We start from the raw sequence: 20,937 nt of genomic DNA on the forward strand, positions 1-20,937 counted from the left end.
GCCTTTGTTAATTATACGTATGACAGTCGTTCCCTACAAAGAAGAGAAAGCAGGTAAGAAGGAGCAGGTGGCGAAGATGTTTGATAACATCAGTCATCGCTATGATTTTTTGAATCACTTTTTGAGTCTGGGTATTGATAAAGGCTGGCGAAAGAAAGCGATCCGCAACCTGGCATCATTGAAGCCGAAGCAATTGCTCGATGTCGCCACAGGTACTGGCGATTTTGCCATTCAGGCACTTATGCTCAACCCTGATAAGATTGTTGGCATTGATATTTCGGAGGGCATGCTGGAAGTTGGAAGGAAAAAACTGGCCGACCGGAAACTGACCGACCGCATTGAGCTGATGAAGGGCGATTCTGAGAACATTCCCTTTGAAGATAACCGGTTCGATGCCGTAACGGTGGCATTTGGCGTACGTAACTTCGAGAACCTGGAACGTGGACTGCGTGAGATACATCGCGTGCTGAAACCTGGAGGCCAGCTGGTGGTGCTGGAATTTTCAAGGCCACGGAAATTTCCTTTCAAGCAGGTATATAATTTTTATTTTAAATTCGTTTTGCCTAGGATAGGCAGGGCTATATCCAGCGACAAAGCTGCATATACCTATCTTCCTGAGTCTGTAGAGGCTTTTCCGGATGGAGATAAATTTCTTCACATCCTTAATAATGTCGGATTTAATCACTCGAAATGCAAAACACTCACTTTTGGAATAAGCTCTATTTACACCGGCTCCAAGTAGTCTTTACTGGTATTTTGCTCCTTAATTGTGTAGCGGGGCACGCACAAGTAAAACATCGGGTGCAGAAAAATAACCCCAACTACGATGACAAGAAATTAACTTATGGTTTCTTGATCGGGCTACATACCTCTACCTATCAGCTCAAGTACTCCGATGCATTTGTAACGAATAAGTTTGATACCGTACACTCCGTTGTACCCAGCTGGTCTGCCGGTTTCTCTCTCGGCTTTATTGTAAACTACCGGTTAGACGACCAGGTGGATGTGCGCATAACTCCGAAGGTTGGTTTTTATGAACATCGCATCAGCTATATCTATACCGATGATACACCCCGCGATGATCAGTTGATTGAAAGTACTATGGTGGAGTTGCCTATCTTGCTCAAGTACAAATCTGAACGGAGGGGTAACGTTCGCATGTATATGATCGGTGGCATTGTTCCGGCTTTTGAAGCTTCCGGTAAAAAGAAAACAGAAGAACGAGTGCTTGAGATTTCCAACACCAACCTGAGCATCGATGCAGGTTTTGGATTCGACTTGTATTATCCCTTATTCAAATTCTCTCCGGAGATCCGGTTTTCAAGAGGTCTGGTAAATATGCTGGGCTCGTCTACCGGCAAGTATGGTGAGCCGCTGAAGCGTATCAACACCAATACCATTACGCTATATTTCCTTTTCCAATAATCGTTATGACGAAACGAATTGCATTGATCACCGGAGCTACTTCCGGTATAGGTGAAGCCACGGCCCGACTGCTGGCGGCTCATAATTTTAAAATTATACTTTGCGGCCGTAGAAAAGACCGTCTTGAAAAACTGCAGAAAGAGTTGTCTGCATCCACGGAAGTGATATCGATTTCATTTGACGTGCGTGAGCAGCTTGAAGTAGCCAGTGCCATCGCCTCGTTGCCCACGGATTGGAAAGCCATTGATGTACTGGTAAACAACGCCGGTAACGCACATGGCCTCGACCCCATACAAACCGGCAGTATAGCGGATTGGGATGCGATGATCGATATCAATGTGAAGGGTCTGTTGTATGTATCGAAAGAAGTAATTCCTTTCATGACTGAAAGGCAATCAGGGCATATTGTTAACCTCGGGTCTATAGCAGGCAAGGAAGTATACCCGAATGGGAATGTATACTGTGCCAGCAAGTTTGCAGTAGATGCGCTAACACGTGGCATGCGTATAGACCTGAATGCCTTCGGAATAAAAGTTACGTCCATTAATCCCGGTATGGTTGAAACCGAGTTTTCGCTCGTGCGCTTTAAAGGTGATAAAGATAAAGCGGAACTCACCTATAAAGGCATGACACCGTTAAGTGGAAAAGATATAGCCGATATTATACTATATGTATTGCAGGCTCCGGCTCACGTTCAACTGGCCGATATCACGGTGTTTCCAACATCGCAGGCAAGCAGCACGGTTGTGAAAAGGGGTTAACTAGATAAACTTTAATAAAGTAGCTTGATCAATATCGTGTTTACCTTCGAAGGTGATCACCCTGGGCATTATGCCAAGCGAAGCAGCGATGGCATTCATTTCTGCGAAGCGGCTATCTTTTAAAAATGGATCAGATTTGCCGTAGACTACATACGTGTCTTTGTCGTGCAACACTTTTTTACTCACATCTATATTCATATCCGGCGGAAATATACCGGCCCATAAGATCAAGCGCTGAAACGCAACATGTCCATCTGCGACCCAACGCGATGCAGTAGCCGATCCTTGCGAGAATCCGAGTATGGTAACGGGAACAGTGCCCGCTGAAGTCATTACTTTTTGATAGAGCGCATTCAGGTATATCACGTAATTCTGAATGTCCATTTCACGGTTTTCTTTAGTCATCCACGTAGCGCCCACGCGATTGTTGCCACTCTGCATACGCGAGGCTACATCCTCCAGGTAAAATCTTGACAATGCTTCGGGAGCTATCACACAGATGTTATGATCCTGCAGCACTTTAAACTTCTGAACGAAGTATTGCGCAAGCTGCCCGTAGCCATGAAGTACAAACCATACCTGCGATGTGTTTGGCGTGATGGTACCTAGCTGAAAGTATCGTGCCTGGCAGGTAAATAATAATGTTTGATGTTCCATGCACGAAAGGTATAAAAATAAAAAAAGCCTCCCCGAAAGAGGAGGCTTTTGTATTTCCTTGTGTGATCTTTTATCGCTTGAAACCGAGGGCGCTACCACCGCAGTAGGAGGTAGAACCATCGAAGGTATACTGAATATAGTAAATACCTGTAGTGTTGCAAGGATATGCTATGGCAGAGATAAACTGTCCGTTTACTTTGCTGGTGGCAACTTTATTCCGGTTTGAATCGAAAAGGCTTACTACAATACCATCGGTAGGTTCCTTGGGTGCACAAATATTGATCATGTACTGTGTGCCCTTGGTAAACACGTAAGAGTATTCCACGAAGTCTTTACCTCCCTTTTCGATCTTATAGCTCTTCAAAAAATTGAAGCCGGCAGCCAGTTTCGGAATACATTGATTGCTCATGGCCTCAGAGTTGCACTGTCCGATAACCTCTAAAGTACTTAGAACGCAAACGGATAGAACAATAAACATTAATTTTTTCATAGGGCAATAAATAGATTATATACTTGGCTTATGATATTATCTTGGTTCTGATAGAAGATGTTGCTGCACGGATGCTGGCTATATCTTCCGGAGTAATTTCGATTGTGCTGGTGCTGTTATCCTTGATAACCATCACACCGTCTACCACCTCGAAAGTAGACTCCTTATACGTATAGGTAATTTTAACCTTATCATAAATCTTCTTCAGTTCTTCCATGTCAGTCAACAATGATGCCATATTCTGATCAGACTCTTTGTAGAATGAAAGAAGCAGGATAATATTTTCCAGAATGATTTTTTGTTCACCGATTGTTTCTTTCAGCTGCTTGTTATCAGGGTTGGCAGTAGCCACTTCGCAGGTGATGTGAAGCGCCTCCAGCCAGCCGCCAGTAAGGAACAATACGCTGAGGTTAGCGCGGCCTTGTGTTTGCAGGTAGCTGTTGATGGTGTTAAAGTTCTGTGTTGTAATGAGCAGCAATGAATCGAGGTTCTTGCTGTTGGTAGCCAGACGTCCTATCGTTTCAATGTCAAAAAACTGACCGATACTGAGGCCGTTAGCCAGTTCCTTAATGGATGCCATGTATTTTACGCCATCCTGGTTCTGCTCATAAATGTTTGTGTAACCTAAGTCGGTACCGTAAATACCCAGGTTCAAAGCCTTTTTGTAGTTGGTGTTGTACTTGGAAGTATTATCGGGAGAGTTGAGGTAGGTTCCGTTGTATTTTTTTCCGGACTCTTTCAAAAGCACAGAAATCTCCAGCGGGCTGGGTATCTGTTGCAGGATGTCACCGATAACGTCAGGAGCAATGGTTGGACCTTCTACTGTCCCTGCTGTGTCTTGCGGGTTGTCGTCAAAAATAGACTGAGGCTCTTTCTTGTTGCCACAGGCCGTTAAGAGTACGAGGACGAGTCCGATAAGTAATATTCTCATAGACTTAAAATTATACGGTTACAAAGTTAAAAATTAAGCATTCCCAGCCAAAAAGTTACGTTGCTGCTTTAATTCTTTTTAGCAGCATCCGCCTTCATCAGGTTTACTTTATTGGGTACGTTGTCAAACACATTGATCAGCTTACGGAGCACCTCAAAATATAGTGTTGTATATAAGATAATGGTCATCAGCCAGATCACCAGTATATCGAAGGTGTAGGTGCTCATGGTCAGGCCAAATATCTTTTTTACCGGTGCAAAGAATGGAGCCCGATAGTCGAGTGGTCCTCTTGCTTTCGGGTCTTGAAATACCGGGTTGATCTGCTGGATCAGTTCGCCGTTATACTCAATGATGCGCTCTTTTTCAGAAACATTCTTCACAAGGTCAGCCAGACTTTCATTGTAATAATCATTCTTCATGTCGTTCAGGTTATAACCTTGCTTTTCAATCTGTACGAAAGATGCTTCGCGCAGAGCTACACCTTTGTTATAAGTGCCCTGATAGAACTTTTTATACTCGGTAAAGAACTCTTCCAGTTTCTTGTTGAAAGCGGGAGTAAAGTCCTTTAGCGTCCAGGGCGTGTGCAGATTTTTTGGAACACCTTTCTGGAAATAGTCATCCAGCAACGTAGCCTGAATAATGCTCAGATCTTTCTGCATTATCTGTTTTACTGAATCGCTTTTCTCTGCAATGTTCTCTGCAATGAACTTACGCTTCTTGTCCAGTTCGTCTATCAGAAATGAAGAATGAAAATCGGACTGCGCTTCAAGCTGGTCGAAAGTATAAAATGGTCGTTCGTATGAATTGTTTTTAAACTGGTATACCGCCATTGCTTCGTAGGCCCAGCGTGATGCCATCAGATCGGCTACAACCGGTACTTTGCCTTTGGTGCTGATCAGGTCGTTCAACTTATCAAAGTTGAAAAGCAGTCCACTCAGAATCATCTGTGGGATCAGCAGCAACGGAATCATAACATATACTGTAACAGCGGAGTTAAAGGCAGACGATATATTCAATCCCAATACACTGGCAAAACACGATGTAGTAAACAGCACGAGCCAGAAGGGAAGGAGCATGCTCCATTCGATCTCCAGGATCAGGTTACCGATCAGCACAAAGCTCAGTGTTTGAATAGCTGAAAGTGTAAACAATATAGCAAGCTTGGATTGCAGGTAGCTGCTCCAGCTCAGGTTCAGGAAAGATTCGCGGCGAAGTATCTTACGATCGCGGATGATTTCCTCCGCACTCACCGTTAATCCCATGAACAAGGCTACAATTATGCTCATGAGCATAAAGGCCGGGAAATTTTCGTTAAAGCGGAATATATATTCTCTTCCGCCCGGAGCGCTTTTATACTTGATGATGAAGGCAAGGATAATGGCAAGCAATGGTGCCTCTAGCAGGTTTATCAACAGGTATTGTTTGTTGCTGAGCTTGGCCAGTGTGTCGCGTGTAGCGAAGATGATGGTCTGTTTTATTTTGCTCGGCAGATTCAGTGAATGAGGCGGCTCTTCGCGGATATCCTCTACCTTGGTTATTTTAAAACGTTCTTTGTAGAGATCATACCACTGCGGAGGTGTAATTTTTCGCTTGTTTGTTGGCTGACCGTATTCATCTACAACCTTCGCTTCAATGATATTGAAGATCTGCTCCGGATTGACATTACCGCAGGTTTCGCACTGACCGCGATTGCTGTCTACCTGGTGCGTTGATTTCTTGAAGTAGGTTACCGCTTCTACCGGAGGGCCATAGTATGCCGGGTAACCACCGGTATCCATAATCACCATCTTATCGAACATCTTGTATATATCGGACGATGGCTGATGAATTACAACAAAAATCAATTTGCCTTTCAAAGACAATTCCTTCAACAAGTCAATAACATTTTCAGAGTCGCGTGAAGAAAGTCCGGAAGTAGGCTCATCGAGGAAGAGTATAGCCGGTTCGCGTATCAACTCCAATGCTATATTCAGACGCTTGCGCTGACCACCGCTGATGGTTTTATCCAGCGGGTTTCCTACGCGCAAATCTTTACGATGATCGAGGCCGAGGTTTTCAAGCACTTCCATCACACGCTTGTGCAGCTGCTCTTCGGTAAACGAAGCAAAGCAAAGCTTGGCGTTATAGTATAAGTTCTGATATACCGTGAGTTCTTCGATCAGCAAATCGTCCTGCGATACATAACCGATTACACCGTGTATCTTATCTTTCTGCGTGTTGATATCAAAGCCGTTGATAAGGATTTCGCCTTTGGTGGGCTCAACAAGGCCGGCCATTACGTTGAGTAATGTGGTTTTACCCGCACCGCTGGCCCCCATAATACCAATGAGTTTACCTGGGCCTTCGGCGATCAGTACATTGCGCAGACCAATGCCTCCATTTGGAAATTTCAGCTCATCAATGGTAACATTAAAAGAAAGCTTGGTAGTTTTTAACTCTTCATTGAAGTTGGCAACCAGATCGCTATAGTATAGTGCATCCCCGGCTTGTGTCTTGATCGTGCTGCCATGCGAGAACAGGTATACACGGTTGCGCTGCATGGTAAAGCCGTTGAGTATATTCAACTCTTCGCCAAGGTATTTGGTAAAATACATATCCACACTTTGCACCCGCATAAAGATGAGGTTGCCTTGAATGTGGCCGTGTACATGTTTATAGCGTTTGCCTTCTTCCGCGCGACTCTCAGAGTTAAGCAGAAGTATATCCGGGAAATCAAGAATGGAAGTATCTTCTGACCGTACAAAACTTTCGATCAGATCGTATTCTTCCTGAACAATATTAAAAACAGTGGAGACTGTGTTGATGATCTCCATCCGCTGAGGACTGAAGTTTTTATCGGTGCTTACTAATTCAAGCAGTTTAATGAGTACAACGACCTTTTGTTTCTGGGCGAGTGTTTTGTTGATCTTTTTACAGATACCCAGTGTTTTTACAGAATCTTTAACCGATGTCAGCTTCTTTTTGCCATCGTCCTCATCCTCTGCTTTTCCATAGCCGGAGAACTGGTCGTACAAGTCCAGGTATTCTTTTACAGAATCCTGATCAAGTTCGGTCTGAAAGAAGTTAATAACGTATTGACGCTCGCGTTCAGAAACTCCGCCATCCTGTTTCGTTATAATTGCAAAAAGTTGTGTGAGGGCTTTGAGTATTTCTTCACTCATAGGTTAAAAAGCAGTTGAAAGCAATTTTATAAAGGTATAAAAAAATATCGGTTACCAGCCATTCCGAACATAGCGACAGATGTCCTTTAATTGACTGATAACCGACTCATTTCTAGGGGATTAACTCCCTAAATGCATCAGTAAGTCTTAAATTCGAATGGTATCTCCACCAGTTCAGAAAATTCCTGGCCGGCTTCTTCCATATCTTCGTCATCTTCATGGAAGTACCAGAGAATCTTCATGCCTTTGATATCTTCCAAAGCAGACAATACATCCAGTATAAGTTTGGATGATGCTGTGTTGAAGTACTCCAGTTTGAAAACAAATTCTGTTGCAGGATTTGCATCACCGCTGTATTTCTCGATCCACTCGAGCACAGGGCGGTAGAATTCGGCTGAGTCTTCAGGTAACGAGCGCCCGGAGATTTCAAAGATTCCGTTCTTCTTGTCGAGGATTATTTTCGGGGTGTCTTCAGTTCCTTCCAGATTCAAAATTTCCATGGTATAAAGCTATTTATAATTTCTAAATCAATTTTATTCGTTATCTCTCGGCACATTTACTTTCAAACAGAAAAAGCAATACTCGCTGCTCATCTCCGGGAATTCAAATTCCAATTTCTCACCTGACTTTCTTGCCATATCAACAAACCCTAATCCTGCACCACCTTTTTCGGATATAGTAGTGTTCTTAATGATCTCTTTATAAAGGTCTTTCAGCCCGTCTTTATCCAGACTGTTGATACGGTCTAACGCACCTTTCAGCTTCTCAACATTCTCCTTACGGATCGGGTTGCCCGTCATAATGCAGTAACGGTTAGCCTCTTTGCCGATCAGGAAGATGGCAGCATGGCTTCTTATCTGTCCGTCTACCAATTCATCGCTATGTTTCACAATGTTTTGGAGCGCCTCAACCATCACGTTAAACACCTTGCGCTTAATGCTCGATTCTTCACCGGAGGAATCAAGGTTTCGCTCGGCCATGGACAGTATTGACTTGGTGCTCTCCTGGGTAAAGTCACCCTGAAACACCAGAATCAGTTTCTGCGACATCATGGTGCGGTGCAGGTCATAAATAAAATTCATGCGTCAGAAGATTAGATTAAAATTGATTGAGATTCACTAAGTTATAATTTATTTTATTTTTAATAACCACCCTTTATACTATAAAAGCAAGGTTTGGACTTTCTTGTTTTAAAATTTTATCCCGATCAGCAGCACATCATCTGTCTGTTTATGATCTCCTCTCCAGCCTTCCCATTCTTCGTCAAATATAGCGACTGCTTCGTTCATGGACGACTTATGCACTCGCTCGATAATATCCCGTACACGCTTCGGACCGAACTTGCGTCCTTCCGGACCGCCAAACTGATCCGGGAATCCGTCTGAGCTGAAGTAGATGGAATCTCCTTCATCCAGCTTCACGTAGGTGTTGGTAAAGTTAGTCTGGTTCTTAAATATACCACCACCGATCGGAAATTTATTGCCCTTCACTTCGTCCATCACGCCATTCTTCATGATGTATAGCGGACGGTGTGCACCGGCATATTCTACTTCGCGTGTGGCCATATTGATCTTACACAACGCGATGTCCATACCGTCTTTCGTTGTAGAGTCTTCGTCCTGACGTAACGTTGTAGTGACACCTTCGTCCAGCAGGTCAAGAATCTTTCCTGGCTCGGTAATTTTACGACTTCTAACGATGTCATTCAACAGGAAGTATCCGATCAGCGACAACAAGGCTCCCGGTACACCGTGACCTGTACAGTCTACGGCCGCGATGAAGATCTCGTCCTTGATCTGTACAAACCATGGAAAGTCACCCGATACCACATCGCGCGGTTTATAGAGTATAAATGAATCTGGCAATGCGCGGTTGATCACCCGGCTGTTCGGAAGAATAGCGGTTTGGATTCGCTTCGCATAGTTTATACTTTCTGTGATCTTCTTGTTCTTGTTCTGTATCTCGAGCTCGATCATCTTACGCTCTGTAATATCGTGCGATACCACCAGCACAGACTCAAGCTTGTTCGATTCGTCAAATTCAGGTATAGCATTTACCTGCATGATGCGCTTACCCATTTCAGAAGGGAAATCCATTTCGGTATCTGCCTTCTCGTTGGTAGCATTTACCTGCTCTACCACTTTCAACCAGCCTTCGAGTACGGCGTTGTCGAGCTCGGCATCTTTTACTTTCTTGTTAAGGAAGAATGCAGGTTCCTTGCCGGTATACTCTTGAATAACGGGGTTGATATACGAAATTGATTCGCCTTCGAGACGCGTAATAAGGTCGAGCGAGTTTTCAGAGAGAGCCTGCATTTTACTGCGCATGCGTTGCTCTTGTTCGGCTCTTCTGCGCTCCGTAATGTCGCGTGAGTTGAGAATGAAACCGTGGATAGCCGGGTTTGCCATGCAGTTGGTTCCCGTAGACTCGATCCAGATAAAGCTTCCGTCTTTTGCACGGTACTCGTATTGGATCGTTACTTTCTCGTCAGGGCTGGCGGTCATCTTCCGGAACAGCTCCTTGAAGTTGGTGCGGTGATCCGGATGTACTTTGTCGATATCGCTCTTGCCGATCATCTCCTTCTGTCCGTAGCCCAAAATGGTTTCTACTGATGGAGATATATAGCGTATACTTTCGTCTTCTTCGTAAATAGTGATAACCTCGGATGCGTTTTCGAGCAGGAGCTGCATACGCTTTTGTGTGCGGTTCACTTCTTCGATCTGCTCTTCCAGTTTCTGGTTCGAACGCTGCAGCTCTTCCTGTGTAGCCTGCATTTCTTCGGCATTCTGGCGTAGTACCTCCTGCTTTTCTTTCAGCTCGTTACTCATCTCCTGCGACTCTGCGAGGAGTATGCGGGTACGTTCGTTTACTTTGATGTTAAAGATGGTACGGGCAAGGATCAGCGAAAGTTCTTGTACGAATTTTACCTGCGATGGATCGAATTTTCTAAAGCCTGCAAATTCCAGTACACCGTATACTTCTTCGTTGGTAATGAGTGGTACGATCAGTACACAGGACGGACGTTGATCGCCTAATATACCGGATGTAATGGTTACATAATCGTCTGGTATCTCGGTGCGCATCACAGCATCTTTTTCTACGGCGGCTTGTCCTACAAGACCTTCTGCAAACTTGAATTTCGCTTTCAGGTACTTTTTACGGTTATAGGCATAGCTTGCGCGCATCTCGATTACAGGCGGAGTGGCTTCATCGTTTACAACATAGAAGGCTCCCTGTATGGCACCGATCTTTTCGAGTATAAATTTGATAACGTCTTCGCCTAATGCATCAATGGAATCGTGCATACGCAGAATCTCACTGATCTCGGCTACACCACGCACAATCCAGTTACGTTCCTTGTCACGTCTTTCGTTTTCGATCAGGTTATTGCGCATGTCGATGAGCGAAAGACCCAGTATATCATTTTCACTGGCAGGCTTGAACTCTGTATCGTATTTGCCTTCACCAATGCGCTTGGCAAATTCTGCGTTGCCGCGAAGTGTCTGTACGAGTTCGTTTACTTTAGCGCCCATTTGTCCAAACTCATCGCTGCTATTGTGTTCCGAGTTTTCAGGCAATACCCCCTGTGCCACAAGGCTTACTGTGTTGCGCATGGCATAGAGCGGCCGTGTGAGTGAACGAGAGAAGAGCATTGCCAGAAATACGGCCAGCGCTACAATGCAAAGTCCTGCGTATAAGAAGGTACTAACCAGACCTTCTGCATTTCCATTCGCCTCATCGAGATCCATTTTGGCAATCAATGCCATGTTGGTGTTCGTGCCTATTTTACGGCCTGTTTGCATTACGGGCGTGCCGTCAAGGTCTTTGCCGGTAGCACTGATGGCTTTACCCTCTATTAAATCAGCAAAGTTATGTACAAACTGATCGGTTGGATTGTATAAAATGATGGCGGATGATGTATCGCTGCGAAGCGGACTTACTATGGCGATTTTCTTTGATATAGGATCTACACGGCCCAGTAATAATTCTCCAGTTTGCCCCAGACCCTGGTATGATTTGAGGACTTTATAGGCCGCTGTTAGATCAAGTTTGATGATGATGAGTTCCTGGCTGCCGCTGTTGGTAGTGAGTGAACCTGCTACATAAGAGTAATAATTCTTTTTGACTTTGTCGCGGAGAACAGACGTGAAGTGTACACCGCTTTTGGCACGTTCGAATGTGATACCATCCGGATCGATAAAGTTACCCTTGACATCGGCATTGGAAGAAGCGATAATGGCACCGGTAGGAGAGGTGATGATGATATCGTCTACTTCAAATATAAATTTTTGATCGCCGAGGAAAGCGGGAAGTCCGCCTGCTTCAGCACCGGTATCGCTGCTGCCTACCAGTGAATCAGCCGGAGCGCCCATTATGGCCATAAGGTCTGCTCCACCACTGGCTGCCGCTTCTCCCTTTTTGAGGGTTTCTGAATTCTTCAGCACATCAATCGCCATAGCGGCTTTGTTGAAGAATGTGGTGAAATAGGCTGCCCGGTTATCGGCCAATGCATTGAGTGTAACAGAGAATTTCTCCCGGTTTGCTTTCAGGTGATAATCATAGCTGAAAAAACTGATCGCGGTTACCGCCACGAGCGACACCGCGAGTATCAGAATGGTAATCTTGGTGCTGACGTTTATGCTTTTTATCATACGCGTTGGACGCTAGTAATTATGCTCTGTTTGAAATTTTATTCGCTATTAGCTCGGCCGATTCTTCTACAAATTTCCGCTGGTCTTCTGTCAGGTTCGTAAAGGAAGCGATCTCCAGAACACCCAGTACCTGATCGTTTTTGATCGGCACAATGAGCAGGTAGCGTGGCGATGCGCTGCCCAGACCAGAGATGATTTTTATATAGCCTTGCGGTACATCGTCTACATACAGCGTGCGGCCGCTGGCGGCACTCTGGCCAATAAGGCCTTCGCCATACTCATAGCTGATAACTGTACTTTCGCCAATGGTAAGGGCATAGCCACTTTTCAGTTCAATCTTGCGCTTGCCATTTTCTTCTTTTACTGCATATACTGCGCCCTGGCCGGCATCGAGTTGCTTACACACAGCCTGCAGCCCTGCCTGGAATATATCTTTTGCAGCTGATACCTGGCTCAAATTGTTCTTTACCGTATCGAGGCTGATGGTTGTTTTGCCGGCTTGTTCGGCAGCTTCGCGCTCGGCTGCAGCGGCATCCAGAATGCGATCGCGCATTACCACCACTTCTTTTTTATAGCGCAGGGCCATCGTCAACGTCAGTGCACCTAATGCAAAGGTTAACACCAGCGCAAGATAGATGTTAAAGAAGTCGGGCTGATATCCGTCTGCCAGGTTAAGGTTGGCGGGAAGCGAATAAATGAGATAAAGCGAAACACCGATACCTGCTGTGAAGAGTACAGCCAGGATCAGGTTCAGGTAATAGCGATCGTTAAATAGACCAGTCATCGGTATTGTTTATCTAGTTCCTTTAAAAACTCCACAATTTGGTCAACCTTTAGCACATGATCAATTTTTGTTGCTGCCAACGCAGCTCGCGGCATGGTATCGATCATACACTCGGAAGGTTCCTGTACAATGGTTAATCCCCCACGATCATGTATATTCTTCATTCCTAGCGCCCCGTCTTTATTGGCACCAGAGAGCAATATACCGATCAGTTTATCTTTATAAACAAAGGCACTTGTACCCAGCGTAATGTCTATTGCAGGCCGCGAATTATTGACCATTTCTTCCGTAGAGAGCGCGAAATATAGTCCGAGTTCTACAGACATGTGATAATTGGCCGGTGCCAGGTATACATTTCCTTTCTTAATGTTCTCTTTATCATGTGGTTCTGTAACCTGCACTACGCTTTTAATGGAAAGTGCTTCCACGAAACCATTGCGCACATGCTTGAGTCTGTGCAAGCACATGATGATGGGCAACGGAAAGCCTTTTGGCAACTGTGACAGGATCTTTACTACACCCTGGAAGCTGCCTGCTGACCCACCGATAACAACGGCTTTATAGCTGTTATTTAGGTTGAACTTACTCATTCGTAAAAGGCAAACTTCACTTAATCTTTTATTTTCTTGTAAATTTTCTCTTCGTTATTGACCACGATGAAACGGCTGGCATAGTCGCACCAGATCAATGATTCTTTCGATCCAATAGCGAGGTATCCATATTTGAACAAGCTCTCGTGGAACTTCTTCAATACTTCGTTCTGCAGGGCCTGGTTGAAATAGATCATTACGTTCCGGCAGAGCACGAGATCAAATTTGTTGAAAATGTCGCCTGTTACCAGGTCGTGCCTGCGGAAAGACACATTCATCAGCAGATCTTTATTGAATACGGCATTGCCGTTTTCTTCACGATAGTAGTCTTTGAAACTTCTGGTTCCCTGAAAGCGGATATAGTTCTTCTCATTCAGTTCCATGTTTTTGATCGGGTACGTGGCCATCTTGGCCCTCTCCAGAATGTTTACATCCAGGTCGGTAGCAATGAGCGTTACGTCATGAAGTACCCCCATTTCTTTCAGCATGATGCACATGGAAACTACTTCTTCGCCCGAGGAACATCCGGCATGCCATATCTTGAATTGCTTGTGGTTAAGCATGATGGCAGGAATGATCTCTTCGCGCATGATCCTCCAGAAGCTCGGATCACGGAACATTTCAGTTACATTCACCGTGAGCTCGTCCAGAAACTCGTTGATGAAGGAGGGTTGTTCGGTTAGCTTCTTCAGAAGGGCATCTACGGAAAGCTTCTTCAATTCCATGATGCGGAGTACGCGCCTTTTGAAAGAAGACATGGCATAATTCCGGAAGTCGTAGTTATACTTCTGGTAAATCAGCTCCGAAATTCTCTTAAGGTCAGCAATGTCGATATCGAGCATGAAAAGGTCTTTATAAAAAGGAACCCAAAATTAATTTCTCTGGTAAACTGTCGAATGGATTTGGCCATTAAATCTTACATGTGTTCAAAACCCATTCCAGCACACATTTTTTCTAAGTAAATGAAATTAACGAAATCGTCCTAATTCCTTGAAAAAAGGATTAAAAAGTTTGAATGCATCTGCAAGTTACCATCGGTATAGAACCAGTCTGAAACAAAGAAGGTCTATCATCGATAGACCTTCTTTCACACTGTTATAGGGGTAATATTGCACTTATATTTACCCTTATTTGCGATTGAGTTCTTGTTGCGTGATCTCTAATGCTTCGAGACTTATTTTTAAATTTCTTGCTACTTCTTCTGCCACTTGCCAATCATCTGCCTGCGTAGATTTCTGCGCCAGCTGTGTTTCGAGAGACTGAATTTTTTCTTGTTGCTCACGTTCCTTGCGTGCGAAATTCGCGGTAGCTTCTTCCCAACGGGAAGCAGGTATATTCTTGCCCGATTCCTGTTCCAACTCCTGAATGCGCTCGATGTAGCTGCGTTCCTTGCGGGCTACTTCTTCCTGCGTGGCCTGAAGTTCCTCCATATTCTGTCGCATCTCTTCTTCCTGTGCACGCATTTGTTCAGTCTGCTCCTGGAATTGCTCTATGAGCTGACGGTTCTTTTGTGCTGCCCGCACCGAGCTAATGGTAGAAGCGATAGTTTCGCCAAGTTTCTCTACAAAGGCAATCTCATGCGACTGATACTCCTGGAACGAGGCAAGCTCTACAATGCCGTATACATCGGTATCAACTTTAAGCGGTACGATGAGTATGGAGCGCGGATTGGCATCGCCAAGTCCGGAAGTTATGCGCACATATTCATCCGGAAAATTAGTATAGTAGTTTGTTTCGCGTTCCAGAAAAGTTTGTCCTAAAAGGCCTTCTCCCAGTTTTATCCTGCGTGTTTCATATTTCTTGATGTCGAAAGCAAACAGCGAGATCAGTTCGAGGTATCGGTTGTTTTCATCTTCATCATTAAGAATATATAGCGCTCCCTGGTTTGATCTGGTGTATTGCACCAGGCTTGAAATAATTTTATCGCCCAGCTTGTTGATGTCGTCATTGGAGGAACGAAGTATATCTACAAACCTGGTAAGACCTTCGTTGGCCCATTGGCGTTTGCGCTCTTCTTCATTTAATGTCTTCAGCTTGCTTTGCATCTCGATCAGGGAATCGGCAAGCTTGTTTTTGCCGAGATTGTATCCATTGTCGAGCGTGGTTTTATAGTCTATATCGAGGTTGCCCTGCCCGATAGCGGTAACAAAATCGGTCGCATCTTTCAGGTTCTCCAGCGTATCGTTGATCACCGTAGAGAGTTGACTAATCTCATGCGGAAAAGAGTCACGGGTCTGCTGATGAGCGGCAGCATTGGTGCGCAATTTTTTCAATGGAGTCAATACATACTTGTCAAACATGAAGAAGATCAGGGTGAGAAGACCTATATCGAAAACGATGATGGTAATTACCCATCCATGTACTGAAGACTTTTGTTGATGTACCTCATTTTCAAGGTCGTTAAAAAGATTGTCGTACCACTGGGATAAGGTTAAGGCCAGGCTTTCTGCCCTCACAATGGCTCCGGTGGAAACGGCAGCCTGTGTCTGTTGTATAGGAGCAGGTGTTGTGGCTATCGCTGTGCTATCCACATGCGTACTGTCTCCGGTGATGGGTACTGTTGCAGTTGGCAGAGTTTGTACTGGAGATAAAGAGAGTGTTTCTCTTACTGCTTCTTTGTAGGCGGTCCAGTACTCCATCAGGTTATCGTATGATATGCGGGGAAGACGCGAGAGGGGCTTAAGCAGTACATCGGTACGATCGACACGACCTCCTTTGCCGAGTACCTGGAGTATGTGATCCTGCTGCACAATGCGGGCCTCAATATCTACACTGAAGTCACCCTTTCTGGAAGTTTGCCGCTGCACCAGCAACGCTATTTGCTGGCTGGCCAATTGGGCGCTCCTGGTAAAGTCCAGTCGCTGTTCGGCTTCGTCCAATACATTGATGCGGTGTTGAATAATATAAAATTCTGCAAAGTATATTAAGAACATTACAACAAGCAGATAAATACTGATCAGTCGCAGAGATGTATCGCGCAGAAATTTCATAAACCCCAAGTAAAGTAAAATACCCCTAAACCCCAAAAACGCGGTATGGAAAAAGCTGAAAGTGGGTATTCATGTTATCTATACTGTTGCAGGAATGTGTGTGCGACTTTGTCATTCGTTGATCGATATTCCTTGTTCGGTATTTTGAGATGCTGGTGACTTGGAGCTTTGGCCTCATTCCTTCCCTTCCGCAAATGGAGAAGGAATTGCTATAGTTACGATGCTACAAGCTGGCGTTACTAAAAGCGAACGGAAGCAATGAGCTTGCAGAAGGCGCCTTAACCCACTTGCCGTCCTGGCTTTGCATTACAATTTCGATAGGAGCTTGTTGACGGTTTTCAAATTCCAGCAATACTTGCCGGCACTCACCACAGCAGGTAGCGGGCGTGAGATCAGGTTCGTTTCGCTTTTGTGCCGTTACGGCTATCTTCAAGATTTTAACATGGGGGTAAAGTGCGTATGCCGAAAACAGTGCTACACGCTCTGCGCATAGGCCTGAAGGATAGGCGGCATTCTCCTGGTTCATGCCGGTAATCACCGAACCATCGTCCAGCAAGGCTGCGGCACCTACCATAAAGTTGGAGTAGGGAGCGTATGCATGCGCGAGCGCATCTTTTGCTTTTTGTACCAGTTCTTTCGATACGGTATCAAGGTCGTTCAGTGAGTCTGCTATAATAAATTGTGACATAGGCTATCTAGCTTAGAACATGAAAAGTTAGTGAAAAAGCTGTATGCACAAAGCAACTGTTGAAAAGGTGAAGCGTGTTGTTTCCTTTCTCACTTTTACGGTTAGTTTTACGACCCGATAGTAACAGTATAAACATGAAAACTATTCTTGCCCTCGGAGCCGGCCGATCATCTTCTGTGTTGATTGCTTATCTGCTACAGGAAGCCAGTGTGCATCGATGGAAAATTATTGTAGGCGATCTCTCAGAAGAAGCAGCCCGTGAGCGGATTGGAAACTCTCCTTACGGTGAGGCTATCCGCTTTGATGTGCTGGATGAAGCAGGCAGCAGGAAAACGATAGCCGGTGCCGATGTAGTGATCTCATTGATGCCGGCACACTTTCATCCTATTGTAGCTACCTATTGCCTGGCATTGAATAAACATTTACTCACGGCCAGCTATGTATCGGATGAGATGAAGGCACTGGATTACGAAGCGCGACAAAAAGGATTGTTGCTGCTGAATGAATGCGGACTTGATCCGGGCATTGATCACATGAGTGCCATGCAGGTGATAGACCGCATCAAGCAGGAGGGTGGCAAACTTGTTTCATTCGAATCATTTACAGGCGGGTTGATTGCCCCGGAAACAGATCCTGCTAATCCCTGGCGCTATAAATTTACCTGGAACCCGCGCAATGTAGTGATGGCCGGACAAAGCACCGCTAAATATATACAGGAAGGTAAGTATAAATATATACCGTATCAGCAATTGTTTAGTCGTATTACACCCGTGCATGTTACCGGATATGGCGATTATGAAGGATATGCGAACCGTGATTCGTTGAAGTATATCGATACCTATCAACTGCAAGGTATAGGAACAATGTTGCGAGGCACGTTGCGTAATAAAGGATTTTGCGCTGCCTGGAATATACTGGTGCAGTTAGGATGCTGTGAAGATACCTACAGAATGGAAGGCGTTGATACGATGACGCACCGGAGTTTTATAGAAGCCTTTGTAGAAGCCAATGCAACACTTACGCTGGAACAAAAACTGATGCAGCACTTTAGTATAGAAAACGATGGACCAGAGATGACGCGTTTGCGCTGGTCAGGTTTGTTTGACGAAGAACCTGTCGGTATTACCAGTGGCACACCGGCACAAATACTGGAGCATATACTCAATAAGAAATGGAAGCTGCAGGAAGGTGACAATGACTTTATCGTAATGTGGCACCGCTTTGTATACGAACGTGGAGGTAAACATCATGAAATACAGGCATCGCTGATTGCAAGAGGCGAAGATGCTATACACACGGCTATGGCAAAAACGGTGGGCCTTCCGTTAGGCATCTCCGCCAAACTTTTATTGCAAGGTAAAATTGCCAGCCGCGGCGTAACGATACCGGTAACACCGGAATTTTATATACCAGTTTTACAAGAGTTGAAAACGCTGGGCGTGGAGTTAACGGAGGTGGAGAAGTAAAATCGATTCGATCTATTTCCGCTCGTAAGCTTCATCGATCAGAAGCCGCGAACCGCGAGCCGCTTGAACAGCCAGTTCATCGCACCGCTCGTTTTCGGGGTGGCCTGCGTGGCCTTTTACCCACGTGAATCGTGGTTGAAATTTCTGATGCAGGGGTATGTATTGTTGCCACAGATCAGCATTGGCTTTGTCTTTAAAATTTTTCTTTTGCCAGTTCCAAAGCCAGCCTTTTTCTACCGCGTTGATAACGTATTCCGAGTCGGAGAAGATAGCCACCGGTATACCTTCTTTCTTAATAGCTTGCAGTCCTTTGATCACCGCCAAAAGTTCCATGCGGTTATTGGTAGTAAGACGGAAGCCTTCTGATAATTCTTTTACAGCATCTTTAAATTTGAGAATAACGCCATAGCCACCCGGGCCGGGATTTCCCTGCGCTGCACCATCGGTATAGATTCGGATCATAATGCGTGAGTCTTGAAAATTTTAACAGCAATCGCCAGCAGAATAACACCGAAGACCCGGCGGAGTACAGCAAAGCCCGACTTGCCTATAACACGCTCAAGCCACACGGACGAGCGGAGCACGAGGTAAACAAACATGAGGTTGAGTAATATACCTACAAGGATATTAACCTCTTCGTAAACAGCACGCAGTGAAAGTATAGTAGTCATGGTACCGGCACCGGCAATGAGCGGGAATGCCAGTGGCACAATGGAGCCGGAGCCCTTTGCATCCGGATCGTCTTTGATCAATGTAATGCCAAGGATCATTTCCATGGCAACAATGAAAATTACGATAGCACCGGCTACGGCAAAAGAGGCAACATCTAATCCGAATAACGTAAGTATAGACTGACCGAGAAACAGAAATCCTACCATGAGTGCTGCCGAGATGATGGTAGCTTTCTCTGCATGGATGCGTCCTTCACGTTTACGGATGATAATGATAAACGGGATCGATCCGAGTATATCGATAACAGAAAACAGGATAAGGGTTACAGAAAATATTTCCTTGAAATTGAACATAGCGCAAAACTAACGAAAAAAGCCAGATATGAATCTGGCTTTCAGGGAAGGTCTTTATCCATTATTTAATTGAACTGACAGGCACGCTCACTCACTATCGTAAAATTGAATCTTGCTTTTGTGGGAGACGAAAAAAGAAGGCCGCCCTTTTTTGAGGGCGGCCTTTCCATACATTCACTAATAGAATTTATTGAAGGCTGATGGGTACGCCTACCGTAAATTGGAAACCACCGTTTTTAGCTTTGACGTCATCTGTAAATTTTGTCAAGCCCAAGCCATAGCGAACATCCACCATAACTTTGCCGGCAATCAAAACACCACCGCCGAATTGTACTCCGAAGTCAATCTGGTTGCTGAAATATACAATTCCATCATCATCGCCGTCTCCAAATTTTACTTTGGAGCTGTATTTCATGTTGCCTTCTTCGTAGGAGACTTTACCGCCAAGACCGTATGCTACTGAAGGACCTGCATTAACATAAAACTTTGTAACATCGCCGAAGGAAGCCTTCACCAGAACCGGAAGCTCAAGGTAATTCAAGTTCAATTTTGCGGTTCCTCCGTCTTCGCTTGCTTTAAATCCTTTTTGGATATAGTTCAATTCAGGTTGAATGGAGAACGCTCCTTTGCCTAGGGGCAGATTGAATCCAGCACCCAGGGTAAGGCCTGCTTTTGAATCAGTGCCGCTGGCGTCACTTCCATGAATGTTTGACAAAGACAGACCAGCTTTCGGAATAATTGACTGTGCATAAGACGCACCTACTGCAACGATCAATGCAACAACTAGTAACAGTTTTTTCATAAGGTATAATTGTGTTTAAAAATGAGGCGCAATCTTACATGATTCGTTGTTATGCATACAGTTAATATGCTGATTAAAGGCACTTGAAAAAAATATACCACGAATAGCGATGTGTATTAGGATTATATGTAGCTATAAATGAGGTAATTATATTGAATTCTATTTATTGCCAATGGTTTTATAGCGGATAAAAATGAAAATGCGGAACCTCAACGAGTATTTTGTCTGCCCAAATCTTAATCTAAACTTAGTTAAAGCACCGGATGACTGCAGGTATCGACCGGGTATTTTATACTATATTTCTTCTAAAAAATATCTGGTATTGTAATACGACCTGCCTTTGTTACCTGCCTTGTTGCTATTGGTATAGGTTGGTCTATCCTGGTAATCCAAAGATATCTTGCTGCCATAACCTTTTGATCAACCTGATAATACATCGAATCATTCATTTCTCATCAACTGATGTTCTGCATGATTATGCTAGCCAGTGCGAAGTTGAGTTTTGTGTTTTTGGG

General features: G+C 44.7%; 19 protein-coding genes. 4 read left to right on the forward strand and 15 right to left on the reverse strand.

Going from position 1 to position 20,937, the window contains the following annotated elements; translation table 11 throughout:
- The first annotated feature begins 19 nt into the window (after positions 1–19).
- From ubiE to V7Q33_RS08275, 3 genes are read left to right on the forward strand one after another with little or no spacing between them, the layout of a single operon-like run.
- Complete coding sequence (ubiE, locus tag V7Q33_RS08265; protein ID WP_331977921.1) at positions 20–742, forward strand: bifunctional demethylmenaquinone methyltransferase/2-methoxy-6-polyprenyl-1,4-benzoquinol methylase UbiE; 723 nt, start codon at positions 20–22, stop codon at positions 740–742.
- Positions 691–1,425, forward strand: a complete 735-nt coding sequence (gene porT / locus V7Q33_RS08270) for a type IX secretion/gliding motility protein PorT/SprT (RefSeq protein ID WP_442945923.1) — start codon at positions 691–693, stop codon at positions 1,423–1,425. Before ubiE ends, porT begins: the two co-directional genes overlap by 52 nt.
- Before the next feature lie 5 nt (positions 1,426–1,430).
- Positions 1,431–2,186 carry an SDR family NAD(P)-dependent oxidoreductase gene (locus V7Q33_RS08275; RefSeq protein WP_331977925.1) on the forward strand — a complete coding sequence of 252 codons (756 nt, stop codon included), beginning with the start codon at positions 1,431–1,433 and terminating at the stop codon, positions 2,184–2,186.
- On the opposite strand, the gene V7Q33_RS08280 is transcribed toward V7Q33_RS08275, so the two are convergent.
- The 12 genes from V7Q33_RS08280 to cdd form a co-directional block, all read right to left on the reverse strand.
- Positions 2,187–2,843, reverse strand: a complete 657-nt coding sequence (locus tag V7Q33_RS08280; RefSeq protein ID WP_333819530.1) for an alpha/beta hydrolase — start codon at positions 2,841–2,843, stop codon at positions 2,187–2,189.
- A gap of 70 nt (positions 2,844–2,913) precedes the next feature.
- Positions 2,914–3,252 (reverse strand): hypothetical protein, encoded by a 339-nt coding sequence (locus V7Q33_RS08285; RefSeq protein WP_331977928.1) that lies wholly within the window; start codon positions 3,250–3,252, stop codon positions 2,914–2,916.
- A 109-nt stretch (positions 3,253–3,361) separates the two neighbouring features.
- A complete protein-coding gene (locus tag V7Q33_RS08290) occupies positions 3,362–4,264 on the reverse strand; it encodes a hypothetical protein (protein WP_331977930.1) in 903 nt (300 codons plus the stop codon).
- A gap of 68 nt (positions 4,265–4,332) precedes the next feature.
- The gene (locus tag V7Q33_RS08295; RefSeq protein WP_333819531.1) at positions 4,333–7,425 is read right to left on the reverse strand and encodes an ATP-binding cassette domain-containing protein; all 3,093 of its coding nucleotides are present in this window, start codon (positions 7,423–7,425) and stop codon (positions 4,333–4,335) included.
- A 137-nt stretch (positions 7,426–7,562) separates the two neighbouring features.
- Positions 7,563–7,925 (reverse strand): DUF1987 domain-containing protein, encoded by a 363-nt coding sequence (locus V7Q33_RS08300; protein ID WP_331977934.1) that lies wholly within the window; start codon positions 7,923–7,925, stop codon positions 7,563–7,565.
- Between the two features lie 33 nt (positions 7,926–7,958).
- Positions 7,959–8,507, reverse strand: coding sequence for a SiaB family protein kinase (locus V7Q33_RS08305; protein ID WP_331977936.1), 549 nt, complete (start codon positions 8,505–8,507; stop codon positions 7,959–7,961).
- Between the two features lie 108 nt (positions 8,508–8,615).
- Entirely contained in the window at positions 8,616–12,077 is a 3,462-nt protein-coding gene (locus V7Q33_RS08310; protein WP_331977938.1) for a PAS domain S-box protein, read from the reverse strand.
- Between the two features lie 19 nt (positions 12,078–12,096).
- Entirely contained in the window at positions 12,097–12,861 is a 765-nt protein-coding gene (locus V7Q33_RS08315) for a GAF domain-containing protein (protein ID WP_331977940.1), read from the reverse strand.
- A complete protein-coding gene (locus V7Q33_RS08320) occupies positions 12,858–13,451 on the reverse strand; it encodes a chemotaxis protein CheB (protein WP_331977942.1) in 594 nt (197 codons plus the stop codon). The genes V7Q33_RS08315 and V7Q33_RS08320 overlap by 4 nt, the downstream gene beginning before the upstream one ends.
- A gap of 20 nt (positions 13,452–13,471) precedes the next feature.
- Positions 13,472–14,293 carry a CheR family methyltransferase gene (locus V7Q33_RS08325; protein ID WP_331977944.1) on the reverse strand — a complete coding sequence of 274 codons (822 nt, stop codon included), beginning with the start codon at positions 14,291–14,293 and terminating at the stop codon, positions 13,472–13,474.
- Positions 14,294–14,578: 285 nt separating this feature from the next.
- Positions 14,579–16,441, reverse strand: coding sequence for a GAF domain-containing protein (locus V7Q33_RS08330; protein WP_333819532.1), 1,863 nt, complete (start codon positions 16,439–16,441; stop codon positions 14,579–14,581).
- Between the two features lie 223 nt (positions 16,442–16,664).
- The gene (gene cdd, locus V7Q33_RS08335) at positions 16,665–17,129 is read right to left on the reverse strand and encodes a cytidine deaminase (RefSeq protein WP_331977948.1); all 465 of its coding nucleotides are present in this window, start codon (positions 17,127–17,129) and stop codon (positions 16,665–16,667) included.
- A gap of 134 nt (positions 17,130–17,263) precedes the next feature.
- Here cdd and V7Q33_RS08340 point away from each other — a divergent pair, with 134 nt between their 5' ends.
- Positions 17,264–18,595 (forward strand): saccharopine dehydrogenase family protein, encoded by a 1,332-nt coding sequence (locus V7Q33_RS08340; RefSeq protein ID WP_333819534.1) that lies wholly within the window; start codon positions 17,264–17,266, stop codon positions 18,593–18,595.
- A 12-nt stretch (positions 18,596–18,607) separates the two neighbouring features.
- On the opposite strand, the gene rnhA is transcribed toward V7Q33_RS08340, so the two are convergent.
- The 3 genes from rnhA to V7Q33_RS08355 form a co-directional block, all read right to left on the reverse strand.
- Positions 18,608–19,057, reverse strand: a complete 450-nt coding sequence (gene rnhA / locus V7Q33_RS08345; RefSeq protein WP_331977952.1) for a ribonuclease HI — start codon at positions 19,055–19,057, stop codon at positions 18,608–18,610.
- Positions 19,054–19,620, reverse strand: a complete 567-nt coding sequence (locus tag V7Q33_RS08350) for a MarC family protein (protein ID WP_331977954.1) — start codon at positions 19,618–19,620, stop codon at positions 19,054–19,056. The genes rnhA and V7Q33_RS08350 overlap by 4 nt, the downstream gene beginning before the upstream one ends.
- A gap of 187 nt (positions 19,621–19,807) precedes the next feature.
- Positions 19,808–20,422 carry a porin family protein gene (locus V7Q33_RS08355; RefSeq protein WP_333819535.1) on the reverse strand — a complete coding sequence of 205 codons (615 nt, stop codon included), beginning with the start codon at positions 20,420–20,422 and terminating at the stop codon, positions 19,808–19,810.
- Between the last annotated feature and the right edge of the window lie 515 nt (positions 20,423–20,937).

The organism is Ohtaekwangia sp., from assembly GCF_036786105.1.
GTDB lineage: Bacteria > Bacteroidota > Bacteroidia > Cytophagales > Cyclobacteriaceae > Ohtaekwangia.

Coding starts and splice junctions, on each gene's coding strand:
- ubiE (WP_331977921.1), top strand. CDS start 20: ATGACAGTCGTTCCCTACAAAGAAGAGAAAGCAGGTAAGAAGGAGCAG.
- porT (WP_442945923.1), top strand. CDS start 691: ATGCAAAACACTCACTTTTGGAATAAGCTCTATTTACACCGGCTCCAA.
- V7Q33_RS08275 (WP_331977925.1), top strand. CDS start 1,431: ATGACGAAACGAATTGCATTGATCACCGGAGCTACTTCCGGTATAGGT.
- V7Q33_RS08280 (WP_333819530.1), bottom strand. CDS start 2,843: ATGGAACATCAAACATTATTATTTACCTGCCAGGCACGATACTTTCAG.
- V7Q33_RS08285 (WP_331977928.1), bottom strand. CDS start 3,252: ATGAGCAATCAATGTATTCCGAAACTGGCTGCCGGCTTCAATTTTTTG.
- V7Q33_RS08290 (WP_331977930.1), bottom strand. CDS start 4,264: ATGAGAATATTACTTATCGGACTCGTCCTCGTACTCTTAACGGCCTGT.
- V7Q33_RS08295 (WP_333819531.1), bottom strand. CDS start 7,425: ATGAGTGAAGAAATACTCAAAGCCCTCACACAACTTTTTGCAATTATA.
- V7Q33_RS08300 (WP_331977934.1), bottom strand. CDS start 7,925: ATGGAAATTTTGAATCTGGAAGGAACTGAAGACACCCCGAAAATAATC.
- V7Q33_RS08305 (WP_331977936.1), bottom strand. CDS start 8,507: ATGAATTTTATTTATGACCTGCACCGCACCATGATGTCGCAGAAACTG.
- V7Q33_RS08310 (WP_331977938.1), bottom strand. CDS start 12,077: ATGATAAAAAGCATAAACGTCAGCACCAAGATTACCATTCTGATACTC.
- V7Q33_RS08315 (WP_331977940.1), bottom strand. CDS start 12,861: ATGACTGGTCTATTTAACGATCGCTATTACCTGAACCTGATCCTGGCT.
- V7Q33_RS08320 (WP_331977942.1), bottom strand. CDS start 13,451: ATGAGTAAGTTCAACCTAAATAACAGCTATAAAGCCGTTGTTATCGGT.
- V7Q33_RS08325 (WP_331977944.1), bottom strand. CDS start 14,293: ATGCTCGATATCGACATTGCTGACCTTAAGAGAATTTCGGAGCTGATT.
- V7Q33_RS08330 (WP_333819532.1), bottom strand. CDS start 16,441: ATGAAATTTCTGCGCGATACATCTCTGCGACTGATCAGTATTTATCTG.
- cdd (WP_331977948.1), bottom strand. CDS start 17,129: ATGTCACAATTTATTATAGCAGACTCACTGAACGACCTTGATACCGTA.
- V7Q33_RS08340 (WP_333819534.1), top strand. CDS start 17,264: ATGAAAACTATTCTTGCCCTCGGAGCCGGCCGATCATCTTCTGTGTTG.
- rnhA (WP_331977952.1), bottom strand. CDS start 19,057: ATGATCCGAATCTATACCGATGGTGCAGCGCAGGGAAATCCCGGCCCG.
- V7Q33_RS08350 (WP_331977954.1), bottom strand. CDS start 19,620: ATGTTCAATTTCAAGGAAATATTTTCTGTAACCCTTATCCTGTTTTCT.
- V7Q33_RS08355 (WP_333819535.1), bottom strand. CDS start 20,422: ATGAAAAAACTGTTACTAGTTGTTGCATTGATCGTTGCAGTAGGTGCG.